Origin of the sequence: Staphylococcus sp. HMSC072B07 (assembly GCF_001815505.1) — a bacterium.
Taxonomy (GTDB): domain Bacteria; phylum Bacillota; class Bacilli; order Staphylococcales; family Staphylococcaceae; genus Staphylococcus; species Staphylococcus simulans.
In genome coordinates, this window is the sequence record NZ_KV820915.1 from 47703 (window position 1) to 72051 (window position 24349).

38 protein-coding genes are annotated in these 24349 nt (G+C 36.5%); 6 read left to right on the forward strand and 32 right to left on the reverse strand.

Annotated features, from left to right (window positions below; genetic code table 11):
- Positions 1–8: 8 nt before the first annotated feature.
- The 27 genes from rpsK to rpsJ form a co-directional block, all read right to left on the reverse strand.
- Positions 9–398 carry a 30S ribosomal protein S11 gene (rpsK, locus tag HMPREF3031_RS07495; RefSeq protein ID WP_002479548.1) on the reverse strand — a complete coding sequence of 130 codons (390 nt, stop codon included), beginning with the start codon at positions 396–398 and terminating at the stop codon, positions 9–11.
- Positions 399–420: 22 nt separating this feature from the next.
- A complete protein-coding gene (gene rpsM, locus HMPREF3031_RS07500) occupies positions 421–786 on the reverse strand; it encodes a 30S ribosomal protein S13 (RefSeq protein ID WP_002479549.1) in 366 nt (121 codons plus the stop codon).
- A 22-nt stretch (positions 787–808) separates the two neighbouring features.
- Entirely contained in the window at positions 809–922 is a 114-nt protein-coding gene (gene rpmJ, locus HMPREF3031_RS07505) for a 50S ribosomal protein L36 (RefSeq protein WP_002479550.1), read from the reverse strand.
- A gap of 33 nt (positions 923–955) precedes the next feature.
- Positions 956–1174 (reverse strand): translation initiation factor IF-1, encoded by a 219-nt coding sequence (gene infA / locus HMPREF3031_RS07510; RefSeq protein ID WP_002479551.1) that lies wholly within the window; start codon positions 1172–1174, stop codon positions 956–958.
- Between the two features lie 188 nt (positions 1175–1362).
- Complete coding sequence (locus HMPREF3031_RS07515; protein WP_002479552.1) at positions 1363–2013, reverse strand: adenylate kinase; 651 nt, start codon at positions 2011–2013, stop codon at positions 1363–1365.
- A gap of 16 nt (positions 2014–2029) precedes the next feature.
- Positions 2030–3322 carry a preprotein translocase subunit SecY gene (gene secY / locus HMPREF3031_RS07520; protein ID WP_002479553.1) on the reverse strand — a complete coding sequence of 431 codons (1293 nt, stop codon included), beginning with the start codon at positions 3320–3322 and terminating at the stop codon, positions 2030–2032.
- Positions 3322–3762, reverse strand: a complete 441-nt coding sequence (gene rplO, locus HMPREF3031_RS07525; protein ID WP_002479554.1) for a 50S ribosomal protein L15 — start codon at positions 3760–3762, stop codon at positions 3322–3324. Before rplO ends, secY begins: the two co-directional genes overlap by 1 nt.
- A 27-nt stretch (positions 3763–3789) precedes the next feature.
- Entirely contained in the window at positions 3790–3975 is a 186-nt protein-coding gene (gene rpmD / locus HMPREF3031_RS07530) for a 50S ribosomal protein L30 (protein ID WP_002479555.1), read from the reverse strand.
- A gap of 16 nt (positions 3976–3991) precedes the next feature.
- Positions 3992–4492 carry a 30S ribosomal protein S5 gene (gene rpsE / locus HMPREF3031_RS07535; protein WP_002479556.1) on the reverse strand — a complete coding sequence of 167 codons (501 nt, stop codon included), beginning with the start codon at positions 4490–4492 and terminating at the stop codon, positions 3992–3994.
- Between the two features lie 21 nt (positions 4493–4513).
- The gene (rplR, locus tag HMPREF3031_RS07540; protein WP_002479557.1) at positions 4514–4876 is read right to left on the reverse strand and encodes a 50S ribosomal protein L18; all 363 of its coding nucleotides are present in this window, start codon (positions 4874–4876) and stop codon (positions 4514–4516) included.
- A gap of 32 nt (positions 4877–4908) precedes the next feature.
- The gene (gene rplF / locus HMPREF3031_RS07545) at positions 4909–5445 is read right to left on the reverse strand and encodes a 50S ribosomal protein L6 (protein ID WP_002479558.1); all 537 of its coding nucleotides are present in this window, start codon (positions 5443–5445) and stop codon (positions 4909–4911) included.
- Between the two features lie 25 nt (positions 5446–5470).
- Positions 5471–5869: a 30S ribosomal protein S8 gene (gene rpsH, locus HMPREF3031_RS07550; RefSeq protein WP_002479559.1), complete on the reverse strand. Its 399-nt coding sequence runs from the start codon at positions 5867–5869 to the stop codon at positions 5471–5473.
- A 32-nt stretch (positions 5870–5901) separates the two neighbouring features.
- A complete protein-coding gene (locus HMPREF3031_RS07555) occupies positions 5902–6087 on the reverse strand; it encodes a type Z 30S ribosomal protein S14 (protein WP_002479560.1) in 186 nt (61 codons plus the stop codon).
- A 26-nt stretch (positions 6088–6113) separates the two neighbouring features.
- A complete protein-coding gene (rplE, locus tag HMPREF3031_RS07560) occupies positions 6114–6653 on the reverse strand; it encodes a 50S ribosomal protein L5 (protein ID WP_002479561.1) in 540 nt (179 codons plus the stop codon).
- A 25-nt stretch (positions 6654–6678) separates the two neighbouring features.
- The gene (gene rplX, locus HMPREF3031_RS07565; protein WP_002479562.1) at positions 6679–6996 is read right to left on the reverse strand and encodes a 50S ribosomal protein L24; all 318 of its coding nucleotides are present in this window, start codon (positions 6994–6996) and stop codon (positions 6679–6681) included.
- A gap of 32 nt (positions 6997–7028) precedes the next feature.
- Complete coding sequence (rplN, locus tag HMPREF3031_RS07570) at positions 7029–7397, reverse strand: 50S ribosomal protein L14 (protein ID WP_002479563.1); 369 nt, start codon at positions 7395–7397, stop codon at positions 7029–7031.
- Between the two features lie 28 nt (positions 7398–7425).
- Positions 7426–7689 (reverse strand): 30S ribosomal protein S17, encoded by a 264-nt coding sequence (rpsQ, locus tag HMPREF3031_RS07575; protein ID WP_001829723.1) that lies wholly within the window; start codon positions 7687–7689, stop codon positions 7426–7428.
- 24 nt (positions 7690–7713) lie between these two features.
- Complete coding sequence (rpmC, locus tag HMPREF3031_RS07580) at positions 7714–7923, reverse strand: 50S ribosomal protein L29 (protein ID WP_000644737.1); 210 nt, start codon at positions 7921–7923, stop codon at positions 7714–7716.
- Positions 7913–8347, reverse strand: coding sequence for a 50S ribosomal protein L16 (gene rplP / locus HMPREF3031_RS07585; RefSeq protein ID WP_002479564.1), 435 nt, complete (start codon positions 8345–8347; stop codon positions 7913–7915). The genes rpmC and rplP overlap by 11 nt, the downstream gene beginning before the upstream one ends.
- Before the next feature lie 2 nt (positions 8348–8349).
- Positions 8350–9003, reverse strand: coding sequence for a 30S ribosomal protein S3 (rpsC, locus tag HMPREF3031_RS07590; RefSeq protein ID WP_002479565.1), 654 nt, complete (start codon positions 9001–9003; stop codon positions 8350–8352).
- Positions 9004–9027: 24 nt separating this feature from the next.
- Positions 9028–9381, reverse strand: coding sequence for a 50S ribosomal protein L22 (rplV, locus tag HMPREF3031_RS07595; protein WP_002479566.1), 354 nt, complete (start codon positions 9379–9381; stop codon positions 9028–9030).
- Positions 9382–9413: 32 nt separating this feature from the next.
- Positions 9414–9692: a 30S ribosomal protein S19 gene (rpsS, locus tag HMPREF3031_RS07600; protein WP_002479567.1), complete on the reverse strand. Its 279-nt coding sequence runs from the start codon at positions 9690–9692 to the stop codon at positions 9414–9416.
- A 64-nt stretch (positions 9693–9756) separates the two neighbouring features.
- Positions 9757–10590, reverse strand: coding sequence for a 50S ribosomal protein L2 (gene rplB / locus HMPREF3031_RS07605; protein WP_002479568.1), 834 nt, complete (start codon positions 10588–10590; stop codon positions 9757–9759).
- A 33-nt stretch (positions 10591–10623) separates the two neighbouring features.
- On the reverse strand, positions 10624–10899 hold the full coding sequence (rplW, locus tag HMPREF3031_RS07610) for a 50S ribosomal protein L23 (protein WP_002479569.1): 276 nt from the start codon (positions 10897–10899) through the stop codon (positions 10624–10626).
- The gene (rplD, locus tag HMPREF3031_RS07615; RefSeq protein ID WP_002479570.1) at positions 10899–11522 is read right to left on the reverse strand and encodes a 50S ribosomal protein L4; all 624 of its coding nucleotides are present in this window, start codon (positions 11520–11522) and stop codon (positions 10899–10901) included. Before rplD ends, rplW begins: the two co-directional genes overlap by 1 nt.
- A 24-nt stretch (positions 11523–11546) precedes the next feature.
- Entirely contained in the window at positions 11547–12212 is a 666-nt protein-coding gene (gene rplC, locus HMPREF3031_RS07620) for a 50S ribosomal protein L3 (protein ID WP_002479571.1), read from the reverse strand.
- Positions 12213–12239: 27 nt separating this feature from the next.
- On the reverse strand, positions 12240–12548 hold the full coding sequence (rpsJ, locus tag HMPREF3031_RS07625) for a 30S ribosomal protein S10 (protein ID WP_002479572.1): 309 nt from the start codon (positions 12546–12548) through the stop codon (positions 12240–12242).
- Between the two features lie 337 nt (positions 12549–12885).
- On the opposite strand from rpsJ, the gene HMPREF3031_RS07630 reads away from it, so the two are divergent.
- Positions 12886–13272 (forward strand): hypothetical protein, encoded by a 387-nt coding sequence (locus HMPREF3031_RS07630; RefSeq protein ID WP_002479573.1) that lies wholly within the window; start codon positions 12886–12888, stop codon positions 13270–13272.
- Between the two features lie 242 nt (positions 13273–13514).
- Complete coding sequence (locus tag HMPREF3031_RS07635) at positions 13515–14306, forward strand: glucose 1-dehydrogenase (protein ID WP_002479574.1); 792 nt, start codon at positions 13515–13517, stop codon at positions 14304–14306.
- A gap of 101 nt (positions 14307–14407) precedes the next feature.
- Here HMPREF3031_RS07635 and HMPREF3031_RS07640 read toward each other — a convergent pair whose 3' ends face one another.
- Together HMPREF3031_RS07640 and HMPREF3031_RS07645 are read right to left on the reverse strand one after the other, a co-directional pair.
- Entirely contained in the window at positions 14408–15742 is a 1335-nt protein-coding gene (locus HMPREF3031_RS07640; protein WP_002479575.1) for an NCS2 family permease, read from the reverse strand.
- Positions 15743–15928: 186 nt separating this feature from the next.
- Positions 15929–18061, reverse strand: coding sequence for a DNA topoisomerase III (locus HMPREF3031_RS07645; RefSeq protein WP_002479576.1), 2133 nt, complete (start codon positions 18059–18061; stop codon positions 15929–15931).
- Positions 18062–18204: 143 nt separating this feature from the next.
- Between HMPREF3031_RS07645 and HMPREF3031_RS07650 the strand changes: the two genes are divergently transcribed.
- Positions 18205–19068 (forward strand): GNAT family N-acetyltransferase, encoded by an 864-nt coding sequence (locus HMPREF3031_RS07650; RefSeq protein ID WP_002479577.1) that lies wholly within the window; start codon positions 18205–18207, stop codon positions 19066–19068.
- Between the two features lie 121 nt (positions 19069–19189).
- Complete coding sequence (locus tag HMPREF3031_RS07655) at positions 19190–20044, forward strand: GRP family sugar transporter (protein ID WP_002479578.1); 855 nt, start codon at positions 19190–19192, stop codon at positions 20042–20044.
- A gap of 88 nt (positions 20045–20132) precedes the next feature.
- Here HMPREF3031_RS07655 and HMPREF3031_RS07660 read toward each other — a convergent pair whose 3' ends face one another.
- Entirely contained in the window at positions 20133–21044 is a 912-nt protein-coding gene (locus HMPREF3031_RS07660; RefSeq protein ID WP_002479579.1) for an AEC family transporter, read from the reverse strand.
- 135 nt (positions 21045–21179) lie between these two features.
- On the opposite strand from HMPREF3031_RS07660, the gene HMPREF3031_RS13450 reads away from it, so the two are divergent.
- The gene (locus HMPREF3031_RS13450; RefSeq protein WP_002479580.1) at positions 21180–21347 is read left to right on the forward strand and encodes an SE1832 family protein; all 168 of its coding nucleotides are present in this window, start codon (positions 21180–21182) and stop codon (positions 21345–21347) included.
- A gap of 71 nt (positions 21348–21418) precedes the next feature.
- Positions 21419–21736 (forward strand): membrane stabilizing protein MspA, encoded by a 318-nt coding sequence (gene mspA / locus HMPREF3031_RS07665; protein WP_002479581.1) that lies wholly within the window; start codon positions 21419–21421, stop codon positions 21734–21736.
- A gap of 52 nt (positions 21737–21788) precedes the next feature.
- Here the strand turns inward: mspA and HMPREF3031_RS07670 are convergent, their stop codons facing one another.
- On the reverse strand, positions 21789–22958 hold the full coding sequence (locus tag HMPREF3031_RS07670; RefSeq protein WP_002479582.1) for a metal-dependent hydrolase family protein: 1170 nt from the start codon (positions 22956–22958) through the stop codon (positions 21789–21791).
- A 17-nt stretch (positions 22959–22975) separates the two neighbouring features.
- Entirely contained in the window at positions 22976–24157 is a 1182-nt protein-coding gene (locus HMPREF3031_RS07675) for a hypothetical protein (RefSeq protein ID WP_061054624.1), read from the reverse strand.
- Between the last annotated feature and the right edge of the window lie 192 nt (positions 24158–24349).

Sequence of the window (24349 nt, forward strand, 5' to 3'; positions counted from 1 at the left end):
CAATAATATTATACGCGACGACGTTTTGGCGGACGGCAACCGTTATGAGGTACTGGAGTAACGTCTCTAATAGCTGTTACTTCTAAACCTGCTGATTGCAATGCACGGATAGCTGATTCACGGCCTGGACCAGGTCCTTTTACTGTTACTTCTACAGATTTTAAGCCATGTTCCATAGCTGCTTTTGAAGCAGTTTCTGAAGCCATTTGTGCTGCGAATGGTGTAGATTTTTTAGAACCTTTGAAACCAAGCGCACCTGCTGATGACCATGATAATGCGTTACCAAATTCATCAGTGATTGTTACGATTGTATTGTTGAAAGTTGAACGAATGTGAGCCACACCGTTTTCAACATTCTTTTTCACTCTGCGTTTACGAGATACTTGTTTACGTGCCATTAATATTTTCCTCCTTTACCTATTATTTTTTCTTGTTAGCTACAGTTTTAACTGGGCCTTTACGTGTACGAGCATTGTTTTTAGTTTTTTGACCGCGAACTGGTAAGCCACGACGGTGACGGATACCACGGTAAGATGAGATTTCCATTAAACGTTTGATGTTTAAGTTTTGCTCACGACGTAAGTCACCTTCTACTTTGTAGCTGTCTACAACTTCACGAAGACGACCTAATTCATCGTCAGTTAATTCGTTAGTACGAGTTTGTGGAGAAACTCCAGCTTCTGCTACGATTTTTTCAGCAGTTGATTTACCAATACCGTAAATATAAGTTAATGAAATTACAACGCGTTTTTCGCGTGGAATATCGACTCCTGCAATACGTGCCATATTATTTTACACCTCTCTTTTATTAACCTTGTCTTTGTTTGTGTTTCGGATTTTCACAAATGATCATTACTTTACCTTTACGTTTAATGACTTTACATTTTTCGCAAATAGGTTTTACTGATGGTCTTACTTTCATTTTAATACCTCCCTGTAATAATGGAGTGACGAATTATTTATAACGATAAGTGATTCTTCCGCGAGTTAAATCATACGGAGACATTTCTACTGTTACTTTGTCGCCAGGTAGAATACGAATATAATTCATTCTAATTTTACCACTCACATGTGCTAAAATTTCATGACCATTTTCTAATTCTACTTTAAACATTGCATTTGGTAAAGTATCTGTTACTGTACCTTCTAATTCAATTACATCTTGTTTTGCCATTAGAACAATTCCCCCTTTTGCATTATTAGTTAATGTCTATTGGAAAATGTTAGACATACTGCCCTTGTATCATTACGTTGAACAAAAATCGGGAATCATTATCGTTATGCTGTCACTCATAATTCGTTAGGCTGAGAGACAAACAATATCAGACTGCCTTCATTCAACATACAAGCAGCAATGTTGAATTACTTAAGATCTTCCAAGATATCGATAACTGAGCCAGTTACTTCTTGGATATCTTTAGAACCGTCAACGTTTTTCAAAACGCCTTCTTTATCATAGTATTCTAAGATAGGTTTAGACTGTTTTACGTTAACTTCTAAACGTTTTGCAACTGTTTCTGGATTGTCATCTTCACGTTGGTATAATTTACCGCCATCAAGATCACAAACACCATCCACTTTTGGAGGATTGAACACAAGATGATAAGTTGTTCCGCAAACTTCACAAACGCGACGTCCAGTCAAACGATTCATGAGTTCTTCTTCCGGAACTTCAATATTAATAACTGCATCAATCTTTCTGCCAAGTTCTGTCATGATTTTACTTAATGCTTCTGCTTGTTCAAGTGTACGTGGGAAACCATCTAATAAAAATCCTTTTTTCGCATCGTCTTCAGAAAGTCTTTCTTTAACGATACCCACAGTTACTTCATCAGGTACAAGTTCGCCACGGTCCATATAAGACTTAGCTTCTTTACCTAATTCAGTTTCATCTTTGATAGCTTTTCTAAACATATCACCTGTAGATATATGCGGAATAGGGAATTTCTTAACAATTTCACTCGCTTGAGTTCCTTTACCTGCGCCAGGTAAACCCATTAAGATGATATTCATATTGCCCTCCTACAAATTATCTACCACCAAAGCCTTTATATTCTTTTTGGTTAACTTGTGCTTCCAAGCTCTTCATAGTTTCGATTGCAACACCGATAACGATCAATAAGCTTGTACCGCCGACTTGAATCGATTGCGGTAAGTTCATAAATTTAGTAGCAAGAATCGGTAAAATAGCGATAACTGCTAAGAAGATAGAACCTACAAAAGTTAAACGATATAAAACTTTGGTAATATACTTTTTAGTTTTTTCACCAGGTCTGATACCCGGTACATAACTGCCTTGTTTCTTAAGGTTGTCAGCCATTTTTTCTGGATTAACTTGAACAAATGCATAGAAATAAGTGAATGCAATGATCAAGATAATATAAATTACCATTCCGATGTTACTTGATGGATTGGCTGTATTGGCAATTTGCTGCGCCCAGTCAGCTTTAGGGAAGAACATTGTTAACGTTCTCGGTAACAAGAAGAATGCCATAGCAAAGATAACCGGGATAACCCCTGCTGAGTTAACTTTCAACGGCAAATACGTTGCATTTCGTCCTAAACGCTGAGCGGATTGTTTTTTCGCATATTGAATAGGTATCTTACGAACAGCTTGTAATACGTACACAGCACCCATTGTTAGTAAAATCAAACCAATAACTAGCCCTGCTACTTGCAACCATGCGATTGTTGTATCACTTTGCCCTACAAAGGCTTGTTGATAGAACTGAATCAGTGATGATGGCAAAGTAGACAAGATACCGGCGAAGATAATAATGGAAATACCATTACCTACACCATATTGTGTTATCTGTTCACCTAACCATAATAAGAAAGCTGTTCCTGCTGTTAATACAATTGCAATCAACAAATAACTCATAGGTGAAGGATCAACAATCAATGCACCTTTAAGATAGTTATTGAATTGGAATGCCATCCCTATTGATTGGATGAATGCCAAAAGTATCGCAAAATAGCGCGTAACGTTGTTTAGTTTCTTACGACCAACGTCACCTTGTTTGGCCCATTCTGTAAACTTAGGAACTATATCCATTTGCAATAACTGCATAACGATTGAAGCAGTGATGTAGGGCATAATACCCATTGCAAAAATGGAAAAGTTCTTCAAGGCTCCCCCACCGAATGTATTCAATAGATCAGTGACACCTTGAGAACCTTGTTGACTTTCAAACGCTGCTGGATTGACTCCAGGCGCTGGTATATAAGTACCTATTTTAAAAATAACTAGCATTGCGAGCGTAAAAAAGATCTTGTTTCGCACTTCTTTTGTTTTAAAGAAGTTTACGAATGTGTCAAACATTAGATCACCTCGTGTGCTCCACCTTTAGCATCAATTGCTTCAGCTGCAGATGCAGAGAATTTATGTGCTTTTACTGTTAATTTTTTCTCTAGAGAACCATTACCTAATACTTTGATACCCGCTTTTGCGTTTTTAACTACGCCTGTTTCGATTAAAAGTTCAGGAGTAACTTCTGTACCTTCTTCAAAACGGTTTAATTGGTCTAAATTCACAACTGCGTATTCTTTACGGTTGATGTTTGTGAAACCGCGTTTAGGGATACGACGGAATAATGGTAATTGACCACCTTCGAAACCTGGTCTTACTTTACCACCTGAACGTGCTTTTTGACCTTTTTGACCACGTCCACTTGTTTTACCATTACCTGTAGCAGCACCACGACCTACGCGGTTGCGTTCTTTACGTGATCCTTCTGCTGGATGTAAATCATGTAATTTCATTACGGCACCTCCTTATATATTATCTAATTATGCGTCTAATTCTTCAACTTTTAGCAAGTGACTTACTTTGTTCACTTGTCCACGGATAGCTGGGTTGTCTTCTACAACTACTGTAGAGTTAGTTTTTTTCAAACCTAATGCTTCAACAGTTTTACGTTGTGTTTCTGGACGACCAATAACACTACGTGTGAGGGTAATTTGTAATTTAGCCATTATTCATTTTCCCTCCTTAATTGTATAATTCTTCTACTGATTTGCCGCGTAATTTCGCAACTTCTTCAGCACTTTTTAGATTTTCTAAACCATTGATTGTAGCACGAACCATGTTAATTGGTGTGTTAGAACCTAATGACTTACTTAAGATATCAGTGATACCTGCTAACTCTAATACGGCACGAACTGGTCCACCGGCGATAACCCCAGTACCAGGTGCTGCTGGTTTCAATAATACACTTCCTGAACCGAAACGGCCAGTGATTGTGTGTGGTGTTGTACCTTCAACACGGTTTACAGATACTAATTCTTTTTTAGCAGCTTCTACCGCTTTTTTGATCGCTTCTGGTACCTCTTGTGCTTTACCTGTACCGAATCCAACACGACCATTTTTGTCTCCAACTACTACTAATGCAGTGAAACGGAAACGACGTCCACCTTTTACAACTTTCGCAACACGGTTAATCGTAACAACGCGTTCTTCAAATTCTTTGTTTTCTTCATCTCTGCGAGCCATTATTTGTCCCTCCTTTTATGATTAAAATTCTAAGCCATTTTCACGTGCTGCATCTGCTAATGCTTTAACACGTCCATGGTATAAGTAACCTCCACGGTCGAAGACGATTGCAGTGATACCTTTATCAACTGCTTTCTTAGCGATTACTTCGCCCACTTTGGCTGATAATTCAACTTTTGAACCAGTTTCATTTTCGAAATCTTTATCTTGAGTTGATGCTTGAGCTAAAGTTACGCCTTTAGTATCATCAATGATTTGTGCATAGATGTGTTTGTTAGAACGATATACGTTTAAACGTGGTTTTTCAGAAGTACCAGTTAAGTTAGTACGTACACGTGCATGTCTTTTTAAGCGTACTTTATTTTTATCAATTTTGCTGATCATGCTTTATTCTCCTTTCTTTAGAGAGTTATTTATTATTTACCAGTTTTACCTTCTTTACGACGAACATATTCGCCTTGGTAACGGATACCTTTACCTTTATAAGGTTCTGGTGGTCTTACGGCACGGATTTTAGATGCTGTAGCACCAACTAATTCTTTAGAAATACCTTCAACTTTAACTGTTGTGTTTTTCTCAACTGTGAATGTGATACCATCTTCTGGTTTGAATTCAACTGGGTGAGAGTAACCAACGTTAAGTACTAAGTTGCTACCTTGCAATTGTGCACGGTAACCAACACCGATAAGTTCTAAAGTTTTTTCGAAACCTTTAGCTACACCTTGTACCATATTGTTAATTAACGCACGAGTTGTTCCATGAACTGTTCTGTCTTTTTGAGAATCAGATGGACGTACAACTTCTAATGTGTTGTCTTCTAATTTGTAAGTCATGCTAGGATCCATAGTACGTGATAATTCACCTTTAGGACCTTTTACTGTAACTGTATTACCTTTGATGTCTACTGTAACATCGCTAGGAATTTCAATAATTTTCTTACCTACACGGCTCATTTACGGGCACCTCCTTAATTATTTATTACCAAACGTATGCTAATACTTCTCCGCCTACGTTACGTTTTCTTGCTTCTCTGTCAGTTACGATACCTTCAGAAGTTGAAACTAATGCGATACCTAAACCGTTTAATACTTTAGGTACTTCGTCAGCTTTAGCATAGACACGTAAACCTGGTTTAGAAATACGTTTTAAGCCTGTGATAACGCGTTCGTTGTTTTGACCATATTTAAGGAATAAACGTAAAACACCTTGTTTATCATCTTCTACGAACTCAACGTTTTTAATGAAACCTTCGTTTTTAAGGATTTCAGCAATTTGTTTTTTAATATTTGACGCAGGCAACTCGATTTTTTCATGACGCACCATGTTTGCGTTTCTTACACGAGTTAGCATATCTGCGATTGGATCTGACATTGTCATAGATTGTTGCCTCCTTTCAAGACTCTCTTTAATTACCAGCTAGCTTTACGAACGCCAGGGATTTGGCCTTTATAAGCTAATTCACGGAAACAGATACGGCATAATTTAAATTTGCGGTATACAGAATGTGGGCGTCCACAGCGTTCACAACGAGTGTATTCGCGCACTGGGAATTTTTGCTTTTTAGCTTGTTTTACAACCATTGATTTTTTAGCCACTTAATTAGCCTCCTTTATATTAGAGCTTACTTTTGAAATGGCATACCGAATTGAGTTAACAATGCACGGGCTTCTTCGTCAGTGTTAGCAGTTGTAACAATAACGATATCCATTCCTCTTACTTTACTTACTTTATCATAATCGATTTCTGGGAAAATTAATTGTTCTTTGATACCTAATGTGTAGTTACCGCGACCGTCGAATGCTTTTTTAGAAACACCGTGGAAGTCACGTACACGTGGTAATGATACTGAGATTAATTTATCAAGGAATTCATACATTCTTTCTCCGCGAAGAGTAACTTTTGCTCCGATTGGCATACCTTCACGTAAACGGAATGTTGCTACTGATTTTTTAGCTTTTGTGATTAATGGTTTTTGACCTGTAATTAATGTTAACTCTTCAACAGCGTTGTCTAATACTTTAGAGTTTTGAACAGCGTCACCTACACCCATGTTCACAACGATTTTATCGATTTTAGGTACTTCCATTACTGAACTATAGTTGAATTCTTTCATTAAGTTCTCAGTAACTTCTGTATTGAATTTTTCTTTTAAACGGCTCAAAGTGGATCCTCCTTTCAACTAGTTATTAATTATTAGATTTGATTTCTTCGCCTGATTTTTTAGCGATACGAACTTTTTTACCATCAACAAATTTGTAACCTACACGAGTTGGTTCATTTGTTTTTGGGTCCAATAATTGTACGTTAGAAACATGAATAGCTGCTTCAGTTTCTAAGATTCCACCTTCTGGATTAAATTGAGTCGGTTTTTGGTGCTTTTTAATGATGTTCACACCTTCCACAACGACACGGTCTTTTTTAGGTTCTGTTGCTTGTACAACACCTGTTTTACCTTTATCTTTACCTGAGATAACGATTACGTTGTCACCTTTTTTGATATGCATGTGGGCACCTCCTTAGATTTTATTTATTAAAATTATAGTACTTCTGGTGCTAATGAAATAATTTTCATGTAGTTGCTGTCACGTAATTCACGAGCTACTGGTCCGAAGATACGAGTACCGCGTGGACTCTTGTCGTCACGAATAACTACACATGCATTTTCATCAAATTTGATGTAAGAACCGTCTTTACGACGTACTCCTGATTTAGTACGTACTACAACAGCTTTAACAACTTCACCTTTTTTAACAACGCCTCCTGGTGTAGCATTTTTAACAGTACACACAATTACGTCGCCGATGTTCGCTGTTTTACGACCAGATCCGCCTAATACTTTGATTGTTAGAACTTCACGAGCACCTGAGTTGTCAGCTACTTTCAAGCGTGTTTCTTGTTGGATCATGAATTAAACCTCCCTTATCTTTAAATGATTAAATAATAACTGATTCTTCAACAATTTCTACTAAACGAAAACGTTTTGTTGCTGATAAAGGGCGAGTTTCTTGAATCTTAACGATGTCTCCTAATTTAGCTGAATTGTTTTCATCATGAGTTTTATATTTTTTAGAATATTTTACTCGTTTACCATATAATTTATGAGTTTTGTAAGTCTCTACAAGTACAGTTACAGTTTTATCCATTTTGTCTGATACGACTCTACCTACATAAACTTTACGATCATTTCTTTCGCTCACTTTTGTAACCTCCTCTTTCAATTATTATTGATTAGCCTTACTTTGTTCAATTTCTCTTTCACGAGCAACAGTTTTTAGACGTGCAATCGTTTTTCTTACTGTACGAATACGTGCAGTTTCCTCTAATTGTCCTGTAGCTAACTGAAAGCGTAGGTTAAAAAGTTCTTCTTTTGAAGATTTGATTTGCTCTTCGATTTCTGAAGTGGTTAAGTCTCTAATTTCCTTAGCTTTCATTTGATTCACCACCCAATTCTTCACGTTTTACAAACTTAGATTTAACTGGAAGTTTGTGACTTGCTAAACGTAATGCTTCGCGTGCAACTTCTTCTGACACGCCTGCAACTTCAAATAAGATTCTACCTGGTTTAACTACTGCGATCCAGCCTTCTACTGCACCTTTACCAGCACCCATACGTACTTCTAAAGGTTTTTTAGTATATGGTGTATGAGGGAAGATTTTAATCCAAACTTTCCCGCCACGTTTCATATAACGAGTCATCGCAATACGAGCAGATTCGATTTGACGAGATGTGATCCAAGAAGTTGTAGTAGCTTGTAATCCATACTCACCAAATGTTACAAAGTTACCGCCTTTAGAACGTCCTTTTGTGTTTGGACGATGTTGACGACGATATTTAACGCGTTTTGGTAGCAACATTATTATTTTCCTCCTTCACTATTGTTCTTAGTAGGAAGAACTTCTCCACGATAGATCCATACTTTAACTCCAAGTTTACCGTATGTTGTATCAGCTTCAGCATGTGCGTAGTCAATGTCAGCACGTAATGTGTGAAGTGGAACAGTTCCTTCTGAATATTGTTCAGCACGAGCGATGTCAGCTCCGCCTAAACGACCTGAAACTTGAGTTTTAACACCTAAAGCTCCTAGTTTCATAGCTCTTTGAATAGCTTGTTTTTGTACACGACGGAATGATGCACGGTTTTCTAATTGACGAGCGATGTTCTCAGCAACTAAACGAGCATCTAAATCAACTTTTTTGATTTCGATCACGTTAATGTGTACACGTTTGTTAGTTAAGTTATTTAATTTGTTACGAAGTTTTTCAATTTCTGAACCGCCTTTACCAATTACCATACCTGGTTTACCAGTGTGGATTGCAATATTGATACGGTTAGCAGCACGTTCGATTTCTACGTGAGAAACTGATGCTTCTTTTAATTCGTTATCGATGAACTTACGGATTTTTAAATCTTCATGTAATAAAGTAGCGAAATCTTTTTCAGCATACCATTTAGCGTCCCAATCACGGATAACACCAACACGAAGTCCGATTGGATTAATTTTTTGACCCACAGTATTCCCTCCTTAGATAGTTTATTAAGCTTCTTTAGCTTCTTCTTTGCCGTCACTTACGACAATTGTAATGTGGCTTGTACGTTTGTTAATTGCACTTGCGCGTCCTTGAGCACGTGGACGGAAACGTTTTAAAGTTGGTCCTTCGTTAGCATATGCTTCTTTAACAACTAATTCATCTGTATTCATGTCATAGTTGTGCTCTGCATTAGCTAAAGCGGACATTAATAATTTTTCAACAACTGGTGATGATGCTTTGTTAGTTAATTTTAAAATAGCAACAGCTTCACCAACGTTTTTGCCTCTGATTAAGTCTAAAACTAATCTGACTTTACGAGGTGCGATTCTGATAGTTCTAGCAACCGCTTTTGCTTCCATTTGGTCTTCCTCCTCTACTTAATAGAAAGTATTTATCTTCTTGTTTTTTTGTCGTCTGCAGCATGTCCTTTGAATGTACGAGTTGGAGCAAATTCACCTAATTTGTGACCAACCATATCTTCAGTTACATAAACAGGTACATGTTTACGTCCATCGTATACTGCAAAAGTAATACCGATGAAGTTAGGGAAAATAGTTGAACGACGTGACCAAGTTTTAATCACAGTTTTTTTCTGATTACCTTCTTGCGCTTCCACTTTTTTCATCAAGTGGTCATCGACGAAAGGTCCTTTTTTAATACTACGAGCCATTATGGCGCCTCCCTTCTTATTATGTGCGTGCAGCGATTACGCCGCACACCCAAATAAGTTGTTATTATTTTCTTTTACGTCTACGTACGATAAGTTTATCTGATGATTTTTTACCGCGACGAGTTTTCTTACCAAGAGTTGGTTTACCCCATGGTGACATTGGTGATGGCATACCGATTGGAGCACGACCTTCACCACCACCGTGTGGGTGATCGTTAGGGTTCATTACAGAACCACGAACTGTTGGACGGATACCTTTCCAACGAGAACGTCCGGCTTTACCAACGTTAACAAGTTCATGTTGTAAGTTACCAACTTGACCTACAGTTGCACGGCAAGTTGAAAGAATCATACGAACCTCACCTGAGCGAAGTCTTACTAATACGTATTTACCTTCTTTACCAAGTACTTGAGCACTTGCACCTGCTGAACGAGCGATTTGTCCGCCACGGCCAGGTTTTAATTCGATATTGTGAACTACAGTACCTACTGGAATGTTAGCTAATGGTAATGCGTTACCTACTTTAATGTCAGCTTCTTCACCATTTTCTACTGTTTGTCCTACAACCAAACCTTTTGGAGCGATGATGTAACGTTTTTCACCATCTGCATATACTAACAATGCAATGTTAGCTGAACGGTTTGGATCGTATTGGATAGAATCAACTTTTGCTGGGATTCCATCTTTGTTACGTTTGAAATCAATAACACGGTATTGACGTTTGTGTCCGCCACCATGATGGCGTACTGTCATTTTACCTTGGTTGTTGCGTCCCGCTTTTTTCGGTAGCGGTTGTAATAATGACTTTTCTGGAGTCGTTTTTGTGATTTCAGCGAAATCCAATGAAGTCATATTACGACGACCATTTGTAATCGGCTTATAATGTTTAAGAGCCATTGTCGCTTACCTCCTTATTGGTAATTTTATTTTTTAGTTGAATAGATCGATTGATCCTTCTTTAAGTGTAACGATCGCTTTGCGTCTTCTGTTTGTATAGCCTTGGTAACGGCCCATACGTTTTTTCTTAGCTTTGTAGTTGACGATATTTACTTTGTCTACTTTAACATCGAAAATTTCTTCAACTGCAATTTTAACTTGTGTTTTATTCGCACGTGTATCTACATCAAAAGTGTATTTGTCTTCAGCCATTGCTTCTGAAGATTTTTCTGTGATTACGGGGCGCTTAAGAACGTCTCTTGCTTCCATTATCCGAGCACCTCCTCAACTTTTTTAGCAGCTGCTTCTGTAATTAATACACTGTCAGCGCTAGTGATGTCTAATACGTTTAAACCAGTTACAGTAGTGATTTGAACACCAGGAATGTTACGTGCTGATAATTCAACATTTACATCTTCTGATTCAGTAACTACTAAAACTTTTTTAGGTAATTCTAAGTTTGATAATACCTTAGTGAATTCTTTAGTTTTTGGTGCTTCTAAACCGAAAGCATCAATAATTTTGAATTCATTTTCTTGTACTTTGAAAGATAATGCAGAACGTAATGCTAAACGACGCATTTTCTTAGGCATTTTGTATGCATAGCTTCTTGGAGTCGGTCCGAATACGATACCGCCACCACGCCATTGTGGAGCACGGATAGTACCTTGACGCGCACGTCCTGTACCTTTTTGTCTCCATGGTTTACGTCCACCGCCGCGTACTGCTGAACGGTTTTTAACCGAATGCGTACCTTGGCGTAATGAAGCACGTTGTAAATTAATTGCTTCGAAAAGAACATCTTTGTTTGGTTCAATTGCGAATACAGCATCGCTTAATTCAACTGAACCTGCTTTTGATCCGTCTACTTTTAATACATCATAATTTGCCATTATGCATTTTCCTCCTTTCGTTAATTAATTATTTGTTACCTTTTTAATTGAAGTTTTGATTTCTACTAATCCTTTTTTAGGACCAGGCACATTACCTTTAACTAAGATAACGTTGTTTTCTGTATCGATTTGTACAACTTCTAAGTTTTGTACTGTCACTGTGTTGCCACCCATACGACCTGGCATTTTGTGACCTTTAAATACTTTAGATGCGTCAGATGCCATACCTACAGAACCTGGCGCTCTGTGGAAATGAGAACCGTGAGACATTGGTCCACGACCGTGGCCATGACGTTTAATATTACCTTGGAAACCTTTACCTTTAGATACTCCAGTTACGTCAATGATGTCCCCAGCTTCAAATGTATCAACTGAGACTTCTTGACCTACTTCGTATTCATCAACATTGATGTTTCTGAATTCACGAATGAAGCGCTTAGGAGCTGTGTCAGCTTTTTTAGCGTGACCTTCAGCTGGTTTATTAGCATATTTATTTGACTTGCTGTCTTTTTTGTATGCTTGTTTGTCTTCAAAACCTACTTGGATAGCGTTGTAACCGTCTACCTCTTCAGTTTTCTTTTGTAATACTACGTTTTGTCCTGCTTCTACTACAGTTACTGGGATTAAGTCTCCGTTTTCACCGAATACTTGTGTCATCCCGATTTTTCTTCCTAAGATTCCTTTGGTCATCGAAAGTCCACCTCCTATGATTTTCTATTATAATTTAATTTCGATGTCTACACCTGATGGTAAGTTTAAGCCCATAAGAGCATCAACAGTTTTTGGTGTAGGGTTAACAATGTCGATTAAACGTTTATGAGTACGTTGTTCGAATTGCTCACGAGAATCTTTGTACTTATGCACCGCACGGATGATAGTGTAAATTGATTTTTCAGTTGGTAATGGAATTGGTCCAGAAACTTCTGCACCAGAACGTTTTGCTGTTTCAACAATTTTCTCAGCTGATTGATCAATTACTCTGTGATCATAAGCTTTTAATCTGATTCTGATTTTTTGTTTTGCCATAATTTTCCCTCCTTATATCGTCTACATTTAGTGATAGACTTCTCCACGAAAACTATCTCACACAACGCCATGGCAAAGCGGCCGGGTGTGTCAGTAACCTTTCGCTTCATCGCGTATTCAAAGTCCAACATTAGATATGTTACACGAATCAGCGCTTAGTTGCAACCATTTCATGTAACTTTTTTTATGTTAGACTTTTTCTCTAACACATACCAGTATATTTTACTGCAAATGATTGCACACTTCAACCCGTATAAAGATTTTTTTCTCTAAGTCTTCATATTTTTTCAATCGACTCACATCCTATATAATAGTAAATGAATGGTGGTGATTAAAAGTGAAACATAGTACAAGAATCGCATTAATCATTATAAGCATTATCTTGCTGCTCTCTGAACTTTTATATGGTATTCCTTTCTTAGGAGGTTCTATCATCGTTTCATTTGGTTGGCAGCCATTAATCATTAATGCTTTCTTCTATTTATTACTCGTTATCGCATTATTAGCTGACAGCCAAAGTACAATTCGTCCTATGGTCATTATTCCTTTATTAGGAATCGCTGGTTCGTTTATCGCAATTGTTCCTTTTGTCGGAATGATTGTACATTGGATTTTATTCTTCTTAATGTTATTCTTCTTGTTTATTGTCATGAGCACTCCTATTTATATGCCAAATCGAAATGCGAGAGCTGTTTATGATGAGCATGGACGTCGAATTAAATAAGTTATAGATAAATACCGGCAGATCTGTCGGTATCTTTTTATATTTACAAGTGATTTTATGAGTTTCTTCCTATTGTAATGTAAACGCTTCTATTTATATTTATTTTAGAAGTTAAAGGTGTTTGGATTATTAATTTTTAGAAGCGGGTATATTGATAGAGTTCATAATAACGATGAAACATATTGCTTTTTAACTATATTGAATAGAAATAAAGCATGATATAGATAAAAGGAGATAGAGATATGTATCAAGATTTAGAAAATAAAGTAGTTATTGTCACAGGTAGTGGCAGCGGAATTGGTAAAGCTTACGCTGAAGCGTTTGGTAAAGCGAAAGCGAAAGTTGTTTTAAATTACCGTTCTTCTAAACACGAACCTGAGTTAGAAAAACTCAAAAAAGAAATCGAAGATCACGGTGGACAAGCTTTACCTGTTCAAGGTGATGTTACAAACGAAGAAGATATCATCAACCTTGTAGAACAAGCCATCAAACATTTTGGCACTTTAGACATTATGATTAATAACGCTGGATTTGAAAATCCTGTTGCTTCACATGAAATGTCTGTTGAAGAGTTCCAAAAAGCACTTGATGTTAACTTAACAGGTGCATTCATCGGTTCAAGAGAAGCTGTTAAATACTTCCTTAAAGAAGATAAAAAAGGAGTAATCATTAATACAGCGAGTGTGCATGACATCATTCCATGGCCTTACTATGTAAATTATTCAGCAAGTAAAGCTGGCCTAAAAAGTATGATGGAAACAATGTCTATGGAATATGCACAATACGGTATCCGCATTAATAACATTTCACCAGGTGCAGTCGTTACAGAGCATACGAAAGAGAAATTCTCTGATCCTGAAACACGTGAAGAAACTCTTAAAATGATTCCTGCAAGAGAAATTGGCGAAACAGAGCAAGTGGCTAACGTTGCTTTATTCTTAGCATCTGATGCAGCAAGTTATATTCACGGCACAACAATTTATGTTGATGGCGGTATGACGAATTACCCTGCGTTCATGGGTGGTAAAGGTTAATATTATCTCTTGCAGTAAGACACTTGCGAATTGTGCAAGTGTCTTTTTTTGATATATAAAAAAACAAGCCCATATCTCATGAGCTTGCTTAATCGTTTGTTTTAACCGTGTACGAATACGAAGTATAAAATGAATAACACCATTAATACATACATAATTGGATGTACTTCTTTATGACGTTTCGTCACTAACATTGTAATTGGATAGAAGATGAAACCACATGCGATACCTGTCGCAATTGAATAAGATAGTGGCATCATAATAATTGTAATGAACGCTGGAACAGCCAATTCAAATTTCTTCCAATCAATTTGTGATAAGTTTCCTGCCATTAATACCCCTACTACAATTAATGCTGGAGCTGTGACTGCACTCGTAACAACAGCCATTAATGGACTGAAGAATAATGCTAATAAGAAACAGACACCTGTTACAATACTCGCAAAACCAGTTCTTGCACCTACAGCAACACCCGATGTTGATTCAATGTATGAAGTCGTTGTTGTTGTACCGAAAATAGAACCTACGATTGTAGCGATAGAATCTGAGAATAACGCACGACCTGCACGAGGTAATTTATTATCTTTCATCATACCTGCTTGTGAAGCCACTGCCACTAATGTTCCTGCTGTATCAAAGAAATCAATGAACAAGAACGTTAAAATAACAATTAAAAATTGTACTGTAAATAATTGACCTGGGTCTTTAAATGCTTCAAATGCTGCACCGAATGTTGGCGCAATACTTGGAATCTTTCCTACTACTGCATGTGGCATTTGAATTAAACCAGTTAATAATCCGCCGGCTGACGTTAAAATCATACCGATAAAGATAGCACCCGGTACTTTTTTAGCATAAAGTACAACCGTTACGATGATACCAAATACTGCTAATAATACTTTACCGTCTGTAATATGGCCTAAAGTTACAAGCGTAGAATCATTATTCACAATAATACCTGCACCTTGTAAACCAACAAAGGTAATAAACAAACCGATACCCGCTGTTACAGCCATTTTCATCTCATACGGTATGGCGTTAATAATGGTCTCCCGGAGTCCTGTTACGGTTAATATCGCAAAGAAGATACCTGAACATAACACACCTGTTAAACCGATTTGCCATGGAATCCCCATTGTTAACACAACAGTAAATGCGAAGAATGCATTCAGTCCCATACCTGGTGCTAATGCGATTGGATATCTAGCAATGAGTCCCATAAATAATGAACCCACAAATGCAGCTAAGGCTGTCGCAACAAATACTGCGCCCTGATCCATCTTCATATCATCTGGGATACCTTTTACACCTGCTAAACTTAAAATCTGCGGGTTAACAGCTAATATGTAAGCCATAGATAAGAAAGTTGTTAAACCGCCTAAAATCTCACGACGATAATTCGTTTGATACTTATCAAATTGGAAATATTTTTTCACTTTAAAGTCTCCTTAAATGAAATACCTTAATATTCTAATCCCTATTCAAAGAAAATACAATGAAGATTTAAGAAAAAACCAAACAATTTTAATAGAAATTTGAAAAACACACTCATTTTCGAACGATTTCAACACTATATTTTTAAATATTGTTCGTTAAAATTCGTTAATGAGTGTGTCTTCTAATTAAAGTTTCAAATTCTTCAAAGCATCTTGGAATGGATTATTGTTCATTTCTTCTTTACCCATATATTTCTTCATCTCACGTTTAGATACTTTGCCTTTACCTTTATTCTTATGTCTTTGATCCATTTGTTCTTGTGTTTCAGAGTGACCGCAAACACAACGATATGTCGCTTTTTTACCTTTACCGAATAATGTCATTTTCTTATGACAGTTTGGACAACGTGCATTCGTTTTACGTTGTACATTTTTCTTTGTCTTACATGCTGGGTCTTGGCATACAAGCATTTGACCATTTTTTGTTTTGACTTTAATCATGAATTTACCGCATGTCGGACATTCTGTAGTGGTCAAGTTATCATGTTTATATTTCTGTTCACTGTTTTTGATTTCATTCACAATAGTTTCAGTAAAATGTTTCATCTCTTTTATGAACTGACGTGCATCATATTTGCCTTGTTCAATTTGCGTTAATTTTTCTTCCCATTCTGCTGTAAGCAATGGTGAAGTAAGTGATTGTGGTGCGAGTTCTAAAATTTGGCGTCCTTTAGACGTAACTTTAATATGACCATCTCTTGCTTCAATCGCATTCATATTAAACAGCTTTTCGATTATATCTGCACGTGTTGCTACCGTACCAATACCGCCTGTTTGTTTCAGAGTTTGTGAATGTTTTTTATTTTTGAGTTCAAAGAACTTTTGAGGACTTTCCATTGCTTTTAACAATGTTCCCTCGTTAAAGTATGGCGGCGGTGTTGTTTCATGTTCTTGAATATGGAAACGTTGGACTTTATAAGTTGCACCTTGTTTAAATTGTATCGGTTCTGATTGTGTGGTTGATTCATTGCGTAATTGTTTGAAACCAAGTTGTAAGGTTACTTTATCTTGCAATTCAAAGGTCTGCTTACCGACCTTCAAGATAACTTTGACCGCTTCATACTCATACGGCGGCAACAAGTTCTCTATAAATCGTTCTGCAATCATTAAATAGACCTTTTGTTCACGTTGGCTCAAATCATTCATGTTAGGACGAATTTCTGTTGGAATAATTGCATGATGATCTGATACCTTCTGATTATTTACGATACCCATTTTAGCACTGAACTGTTTATTGACTAATGGACGCACCGCTTCTTTATACTCAGTCGCAAGCAATGCTTGTAAACGTTCTTTAAATGTTTCTACCATATCATCCGTTAAATAGTTCGAATCTGTTCTTGGATACGTAACCAACTTATGACGTTCATATAAGTTTTGAAGTGTATTCAGTGTTTCTTTCGCACCCATACGATAACGTTGATAAGCTTCTTGTTGTAAATCAGTTAAACTGAACAACTTCGCAGGATATTGTTTCTTTCGTTTTGATGTTACTGATTCAACAATGCCCGTTTGTTGTTCTAATTGTTGAACCATATCTGTTAATACTTGTTTGTCATAGATACGTTGTTTTGAAATCAACTTAAAGATTTGTCCATCCACTTGTGCTTCTAACGTATAATATTTAGATGGTCTAAAATGTCTGATTTCATCTTGGCGCATTTGAACAAGTTGAATCGTCGGTGTTTGAACACGACCTAATGATAACTGAGCATCATACTTCGTTGTTAATGCGCGCGTCGCATTAATCCCAACAATCCAGTCTGCCTCACTACGTGCTAATGCTGCACGATATAATGGCAAGTATGCTTTACCATCTTTTAAATGTTTGAACCCGTTACGAATCGCTTTGGCTGTAATCGAACTGATCCATAAACGTTTAATCGGTTTCTTATTATGCACCTTATCTAAAATCAAACGTGCAACGAGCTCCCCTTCTCTTCCAGCATCAGTCGCAATGATAATTTCTTTAACTACATCTTTTAACATCAATGATTTGACTGTATTGAATTGTTTCTTTGTTTTTGGAATAACGACTGTTTTCATATATTTTGGGATAATTGGCAGTTCTTGCAAATCCCATGTTTTAAACTTCGAATCATATTGTTCTGGAGTTGCATTCGTTACCAGATGACCTAAAGCCCATGTCACAATATATTGATTGTTTTCAAAATAGCCATTGCGCTTTTGATGTACATTCAATGCATTCGCAATATCACGGGCCACAGAAGGTTTCTCTGCTAGAATTAATGATTTCATCTTCATTTTCCTTTCTCAAAATCGTATTTCTATTGTAACATGATTTATTGTGCTTGTTTCTCGTACCTTTGCTTTTATCTCAACACAAAACAAAGTATAATAAATAAAAAGGTGTTCTTTATATAACAACCAAGGAGGTTCTTATGAAAGCCGTTAAAATTGAAGCTGTTCAAGACATCCAAAGTTTTATTCACCAAGCCGATACATCCTATTGTTCCTATATTTATAAGCTTCACGAAAAAAACGTTTCACTGACACAAAGTATTGAGGCTTTAAAACAAGACACAGGCGTCTATGCGCTCATTGACGAAAGTGACAAAGTCCGTATGCTGATGGGTGGATTCTCCTATGATACTAACCATTTTAAAATGGTTGGACCGTTCATCAATTCAAATGATCAATTACATGCACAAGCTTTTAAAAGCCTTTTTGAAACTTTAATTGCAGATCAACCTGATCAATCTCATTTCAATTTTTCATTTGATATTACAGACGACTATAAAAGTTCATTGATGAAATCCATTGATGCACACTATACGTTCACTGACTATTATCTTTCAACTGATCACACAATTGAAACAAGTCCTGCGGCTGAACGTCAAATCATTCCATATCACAAAGCTTTTTTCGCACATTTCGATCGCTTACATCAGAAAAACTTCCGTCGTGAAGCAATGACTGCTTCTGAAATTGTCAATACACTAGATGAGAACAATCATTTATTCTTTTTTGTCAGCGAAGGTATTTTAAAAGGTTACTTATATCTGCAAGTCAAACCTGATAAAAATAAAGCAGAAATTAAATATTTCTCATCTCATACGGATTATCGTTATGAAGGAATTGCTTTTAATTTATTAAGTCATGCGATTAACTTTGCTTTTAAATATGATGATATTAATAAAGTCTATTTCAAAATACGTAGTAAAAATGATCAATTAGTAGACCGCTTCAGTGAACTCGGTTTCGACATTCGTTCAGAACGTAAAAAATTCAAATATATCAAATAATATAAGCGTTTGTTATGAGGTTAACCTTCATAGCAAACGTTTTATTTTCCATTTATTTGTCTTTGTTTTATTCTTATTTTATTAAGGGGTAAGTTTAAATATAGAAAGGAAAAGATAGAAGATGGATTTACTTATCGCATTACTGCCTGCCCTCTTTTGGGGTAGTGTTGTTTTAATTAACGTTCTTGTTGGAGGCGGACCTTACAATCAAATCCGAGGCACGACACTCGGCGCATTGATTGTAGGTATTGTTCTCTTATTAACAGGACATTCTAGTTTTGAACCTAAAGTCATAATTGTCGGTTTGATCTCTGGTGCATTCTGGGCATTAGGTCAAGGTTACCAACTACGCTCTGTTGATTTAATCGGTGTTTCTAAAACTATGCCGATTTCTACAGGAATGCAGCTGGTTGGTACTACATTATTCAGCGCAATATTCTTAGGAGAATGGAGTACAGGAACACAAGTCGTTTTAGGTCTATTAGCGATGATTTTATTAGTGGGCGGTATCGCATTGACTTCACTTAAAGGTAAAAATGAATCGAGCGAAGGCCAATCTAAATTAGGTAAAGCAATTGTGATTTTATTAATTTCAACAGTCGGCTATGTCGTATATGTGGTTGTGGCGCAAATCTTTAGCGTTAATGGCTTAGATGCCTTATTCTTCCAATCAATTGGTATGGCAATCGGTGGTTTCTTATTATCAGCGAAACACCAAACGTCTACACGCTATACGTTACGTAACCTGTTACCAGGTGTGATTTGGGCCATTGGTAACTTATTCTTGTTCTACTCACAACCTAAAGTCGGCGTCGCAACAAGTTTCTCATTCTCACAATTACTAGTAATCGTTTCAACACTCGGCGGTATCTTTATACTGAAAGAACGTAAAGATAAACGTCAAATGCTTGGAATTACTGCAGGGATTGTATTAATTGTGGTCGCAGCTTTCATTCTCGGCGGATTAAAAGCATAATGACTTTCTAATAAAATATTGAAGAAAATAATAGAAATTTTAAAGGGATTGTCAGCCACTTAAGTAATGGTTGACAATCCCTTTTTTATTATACGAAAAACATTTGGAAGTAATAGAGTATGACGATACTGATCACAATCGTCATGTTGGTGGTCATGCCAATCAAAGGCAATGTACGGTATTGGAATTGAATGGAGTAAGGTATGACCGCAACGCCGATTGGCAACAACCAAATGACCATTAAAGTCGTTTTTATCATTTGGTCAGAGACTGGTAAAAAGAAATAAACGAGTAAGCCCGCTATGAGTCCAAAGCCATAATGAATGGCCAAATATTTCAAGGCAATCGGTAAATAACGACGTTCTACTCTAAAGTTCAACATTAAACCTAAGAGAATCATAGATAACGGCATATTCGCTTGTGCCAATACATCTAAGAAATTGATAACAGGATCTGGTAAATGCAGGTTACTCATATTTAAACCAAACATCATCAAATAAGTCATCAATGGAATAGAACGTAATAAATTCAATATAAGGAATCTAAGATTAAAAGTATTATTTCCGCTGCTGCTGAAATAATTGCCTATAAAATAAGTGATACCGAACATGACAATCGCACCGCCGATATCTGCCATACCGAAATAAATCATGCCGACTTTCGGCCAAATCGCTTGTACCAGCGGATAAGCAAATAAGCCGATATTCAGTGATGCCATCATCATGCCGATGGTACCTCGCATCTCATTGTCATATTTTAAGAAAAAGCTGATAGCGATAACTTTCGCAATAATACCGTAAATGACCATCATAACCGGTAATACAGATAGTGAAATATCCAGTTCAGCTTTGTTTAAATTGACGATGACTAATGCAGGTAACGTCACATTCAGCACTAATTTAGCCAGTACTTGGTTATCTTCTTCTTTTAAAATATTGATACGTTTGAGTAAATACCCAAGCGCAATCAATATAACAATGACTGCGAATTTGCCTGTCATAAGTCACCCTTCTTTCTCTATTATCATTGAGACATTCATTCGTCATGAAATGTCATTTCTCGGTAATTACATCTCTAATCTTTCCATGATATACTATTATTATTGATAATAAAAATCAATAAGGTGGTGTAGCTTTTGGATTTAGAAAGTCAATTAGCAGAATTAAAACAAGATTACGTACGTCTGCAAGACGATTTGGAAAAGCGTGAATCAACAGGTCAAGAAGTCGATCCATTGATTAAACAGCTTGAACAAATCGAACATGAAATCGCACACGTCCGTTCACAAATAAAACAGCAATAAAATCGACATCTTGAATAGAAACACGCCATGATTCAACGTGTTTTGCGATTATCAGAAAGGAAGTACACGCGATGCAACTCTATCTATTATTACTACCCGTTTTGTATTTATTTGTAAGTTATATCAGTATTTATAAAATGAATACAATCTACAGTAGTGTTTTACGCATGGTCATGGGTGGATTACTCATCCTTATTGTCGCAATGATTAACTTAACAGTTCCTCCAGTAGCATGGTGGGAGTTTGCGGTCATTGTGATGCTTGTAGGTAATGTGGAGATTACAGCCTTCAAGTATTCAAAAGGCGATCAAAAAGGTGTCTTCTTATTAAATGTGATGACCCTTTTAATTTTCGTGATCAGTACTATTTTAACATTTGTATTATATTAAGAAAGAAAAGCCCCTCAGCTGCGTATTATACGAGCTGAGGGGCTTGTTTGATTTATTTGGTAACTTTGATACCTTTTTTGTAAACTATTTTTTGTTCCTGTAATGCTTTAATGTCTTCTAATGGGTTATGGTCTAGAATAATAAAGTCAGCAAGTTTACCTTCCTCAATTGAACCTACTTGGTTATCAATTTTGAGTAGTTTTGCTGCATTAATTGTTGCAGCTTGAAGTGTCTGTAAATTAGTCGCACCTGTACGCGTCATTAATTCCATTTCAAAAGTAGAATGTGTATCAAAATTATTCATAGCTGTACCCGAATCTGTACCCATTGCTAATTTAATTCCTGCTTTAGCTGCTTTACCGATACTTTCAAAATGCGCTTTTTCAATATCTAAAGATTTTTGAACCATAAAATCTGGTAATAATTCTTGATTTTGATTAATCGCATATGGCGCAATCAGTGTTGGCACGATAAACGTTTCGTGATCTAAACATAATTGAATTGTTTCATCATCCAAGAATACAGCATGTTCAATCGAATCTACACCCGCTAAAATCGCATTTTTAATACCTTCTGTCCCTTGTGCATGTGCACAGGCTGTTCGGCCTTTATGATGGGCTTCTTCGACTGCAGCTGTTAATTCATCTAATGACAATTGAACATCATGTGGTGTTTCACCACTAAATGAAACACCTCCTGTTGCCATTAATTTAATATTTCCAGCGCCTTTTTTTAATAATTTTCTAGCAAATTTACGCACCTCATCAACACCATCAACTTCGTAGCTGCCTTCACAGAAGTGACCGCCAGTCATGGTCAATGGGCTGCCTGAAGCAACAATACCTGGTGCCAACAATTCACCTTGCTGTTCTAATTTAGCTAGTTCTAAATCTACATCATAAATTGAACCGACATCTCTAATATATGTTACCCCATCGCTCAATAAATCACTTAAATTCTTTAACGCCATATAAGTTGCGGTAACCGGATTACTATCTGGTGATCCTAGCTTCGTTACTTTACCATACGGATCAGCAACGATATGTGTATGCGTGTTAATTAAACCAGGTACTACAAATTGTCCTTTTAAATCAACCGTCTCATCAGCATTATCGCTTGAACTAACAAATTTTCCCGTTTCAGAATCAACTACAAAACTTTGATTATCTACAAATGTTTCTCCATTAAAAAGTTGTGCATTTTTAAATAATACTTTTACCATTCAACTCTACCCTTTCCTTACAATAATTTAAGAAATAGTGAAGCGATAATAATAGAAGCGACAGATACCGTCGCAAATCCGCCCACTAACATTTTCGGCATCATATAATCGATTAAGACATTGCGTGCTTTCTCATCTTTCGTTAAATTGTTGACGACTTCATTCGTTAAAATATAATCAGCTGGGAAGCCGAACAATGCAGTTAACGCTGTCGCAAATGCCATATCTTTGCTCATCTTTAATGGTTTAGATAATAAAGATGAAGCTAGATACATACCTAAAATACCTAATGCGATCAAAACCAGAATTAATATCATGATTCCACTTAATACTTTCGGTGTTGTCATACTAAGTTGCGAGAATACAAATGCTAATAAACCATACATTAACCAATTAAACACTTTGGCTTTATTTAAAATTTGCTTTTCTAAAAAGCCGATTTGATGGAAAATAACCCCTAATACTAAGGCAATAACATTCCCATTAATTGCTTTGTTTGTTGCCTTTTCGAGTAGTACTGCAAGTACCGCAACCAATGCTACTTTTGCAAGTAAAAATGCAGGTGTTTGAAATTTCTCACTTTTTAAAAAAGTCGGCTTTTTCGTTAATGTTTCATCGGCTTCTTGACTCAACTCTGTTTTCTTAAAATCAAGCTTTTGATTATCATATTGCTTTAATAATCGTTTCCCTTCTCTTTTCAATACAACAGATGTTAATGGATAACCAATAATACTATGTGTGATATACATTGCGACAGGAATTGCAACTAAAGTGGTTAACCCCTCTGCTTTTAACCCATCTGACATCAGTGCTACAGAAATAACACCTCCTGTTAATGGTGGCACAGCAGCAACAACTGTATGCCAATCAAATAACAATGTTCCGATTGTCAGCGTTAAAACCATAGTACCGACTACTCCTGCTAAAGCAACTACAACTGCTCTCCATTGTGCAGCAAGTTGTTTCAAATCCATCATTGTACCTAAATGGACAAGTAATAACGGTACTGCTATAGCAACAAATTCTTTACCAAATGATGCTTGGTTAACAATATCTTTAGGTAAGAATGTCCAAAATCCAATCGTGAAAAGCGCAGCTGTAATAAATACAGAAGGTATGTATGCTTTCGAAAAATTAGATCCCCATTCCCCAATGAATATAAAAACCATTACCACCAAAAATGCGATTAATAACTCCATATGTTACCTCCAATTCCATTCCTCTTATATTTATCCAATTATAAAACCTTTGAATGAATATGTGAAGATAACATTCAAATTTTTCTGAATTATTTGAGTATATTCATTATTATAATGTACAACTACTCTCATAATAAAAAACGCACTCCCTGCTTATATGCAGAAAGTGCGTAGAAATCAGATGCTATTTAA

What these genes read in the sequence shown, in the direction of transcription:
- rpsK (WP_002479548.1), bottom strand. Translation starts at nt 398, where the DNA reads ATGGCACGTAAACAAGTATCTCGTAAACGCAGAGTGAAAAAGAATGTT.
- rpsM (WP_002479549.1), bottom strand. Translation starts at nt 786, where the DNA reads ATGGCACGTATTGCAGGAGTCGATATTCCACGCGAAAAACGCGTTGTA.
- rpmJ (WP_002479550.1), bottom strand. Translation starts at nt 922, where the DNA reads ATGAAAGTAAGACCATCAGTAAAACCTATTTGCGAAAAATGTAAAGTC.
- infA (WP_002479551.1), bottom strand. Translation starts at nt 1,174, where the DNA reads ATGGCAAAACAAGATGTAATTGAATTAGAAGGTACAGTAACAGATACT.
- HMPREF3031_RS07515 (WP_002479552.1), bottom strand. Translation starts at nt 2,013, where the DNA reads ATGAATATCATCTTAATGGGTTTACCTGGCGCAGGTAAAGGAACTCAA.
- secY (WP_002479553.1), bottom strand. Translation starts at nt 3,322, where the DNA reads ATGTTTGACACATTCGTAAACTTCTTTAAAACAAAAGAAGTGCGAAAC.
- rplO (WP_002479554.1), bottom strand. Translation starts at nt 3,762, where the DNA reads ATGAAATTACATGATTTACATCCAGCAGAAGGATCACGTAAAGAACGC.
- rpmD (WP_002479555.1), bottom strand. Translation starts at nt 3,975, where the DNA reads ATGGCTAAATTACAAATTACCCTCACACGTAGTGTTATTGGTCGTCCA.
- rpsE (WP_002479556.1), bottom strand. Translation starts at nt 4,492, where the DNA reads ATGGCTCGCAGAGATGAAGAAAACAAAGAATTTGAAGAACGCGTTGTT.
- rplR (WP_002479557.1), bottom strand. Translation starts at nt 4,876, where the DNA reads ATGATCAGCAAAATTGATAAAAATAAAGTACGCTTAAAAAGACATGCA.
- rplF (WP_002479558.1), bottom strand. Translation starts at nt 5,445, where the DNA reads ATGAGCCGTGTAGGTAAGAAAATTATTGAAATTCCTAGCGATGTTACA.
- rpsH (WP_002479559.1), bottom strand. Translation starts at nt 5,869, where the DNA reads ATGACAATGTCAGATCCAATCGCAGATATGCTAACTCGTGTAAGAAAC.
- rplX (WP_002479562.1), bottom strand. Translation starts at nt 6,996, where the DNA reads ATGCATATCAAAAAAGGTGACAACGTAATCGTTATCTCAGGTAAAGAT.
- rplN (WP_002479563.1), bottom strand. Translation starts at nt 7,397, where the DNA reads ATGATCCAACAAGAAACACGCTTGAAAGTAGCTGACAACTCAGGTGCT.
- rpmC (WP_000644737.1), bottom strand. Translation starts at nt 7,923, where the DNA reads ATGAAAGCTAAGGAAATTAGAGACTTAACCACTTCAGAAATCGAAGAG.
- rplP (WP_002479564.1), bottom strand. Translation starts at nt 8,347, where the DNA reads ATGTTGCTACCAAAACGCGTTAAATATCGTCGTCAACATCGTCCAAAC.
- rplV (WP_002479566.1), bottom strand. Translation starts at nt 9,381, where the DNA reads ATGGAAGCAAAAGCGGTTGCTAGAACTATCAGAATCGCACCTCGTAAA.
- rpsS (WP_002479567.1), bottom strand. Translation starts at nt 9,692, where the DNA reads ATGGCTCGTAGTATTAAAAAAGGACCTTTCGTCGATGACCACTTGATG.
- rplB (WP_002479568.1), bottom strand. Translation starts at nt 10,590, where the DNA reads ATGGCTCTTAAACATTATAAGCCGATTACAAATGGTCGTCGTAATATG.
- rplW (WP_002479569.1), bottom strand. Translation starts at nt 10,899, where the DNA reads ATGGAAGCAAGAGACGTTCTTAAGCGCCCCGTAATCACAGAAAAATCT.
- rplD (WP_002479570.1), bottom strand. Translation starts at nt 11,522, where the DNA reads ATGGCAAATTATGATGTATTAAAAGTAGACGGATCAAAAGCAGGTTCA.
- rplC (WP_002479571.1), bottom strand. Translation starts at nt 12,212, where the DNA reads ATGACCAAAGGAATCTTAGGAAGAAAAATCGGGATGACACAAGTATTC.
- rpsJ (WP_002479572.1), bottom strand. Translation starts at nt 12,548, where the DNA reads ATGGCAAAACAAAAAATCAGAATCAGATTAAAAGCTTATGATCACAGA.
- HMPREF3031_RS07635 (WP_002479574.1), top strand. Translation starts at nt 13,515, where the DNA reads ATGTATCAAGATTTAGAAAATAAAGTAGTTATTGTCACAGGTAGTGGC.
- HMPREF3031_RS07645 (WP_002479576.1), bottom strand. Translation starts at nt 18,061, where the DNA reads ATGAAATCATTAATTCTAGCAGAGAAACCTTCTGTGGCCCGTGATATT.
- HMPREF3031_RS07650 (WP_002479577.1), top strand. Translation starts at nt 18,205, where the DNA reads ATGAAAGCCGTTAAAATTGAAGCTGTTCAAGACATCCAAAGTTTTATT.
- HMPREF3031_RS07655 (WP_002479578.1), top strand. Translation starts at nt 19,190, where the DNA reads ATGGATTTACTTATCGCATTACTGCCTGCCCTCTTTTGGGGTAGTGTT.
- HMPREF3031_RS07660 (WP_002479579.1), bottom strand. Translation starts at nt 21,044, where the DNA reads ATGACAGGCAAATTCGCAGTCATTGTTATATTGATTGCGCTTGGGTAT.
- mspA (WP_002479581.1), top strand. Translation starts at nt 21,419, where the DNA reads ATGCAACTCTATCTATTATTACTACCCGTTTTGTATTTATTTGTAAGT.
- HMPREF3031_RS07670 (WP_002479582.1), bottom strand. Translation starts at nt 22,958, where the DNA reads ATGGTAAAAGTATTATTTAAAAATGCACAACTTTTTAATGGAGAAACA.
- HMPREF3031_RS07675 (WP_061054624.1), bottom strand. Translation starts at nt 24,157, where the DNA reads ATGGAGTTATTAATCGCATTTTTGGTGGTAATGGTTTTTATATTCATT.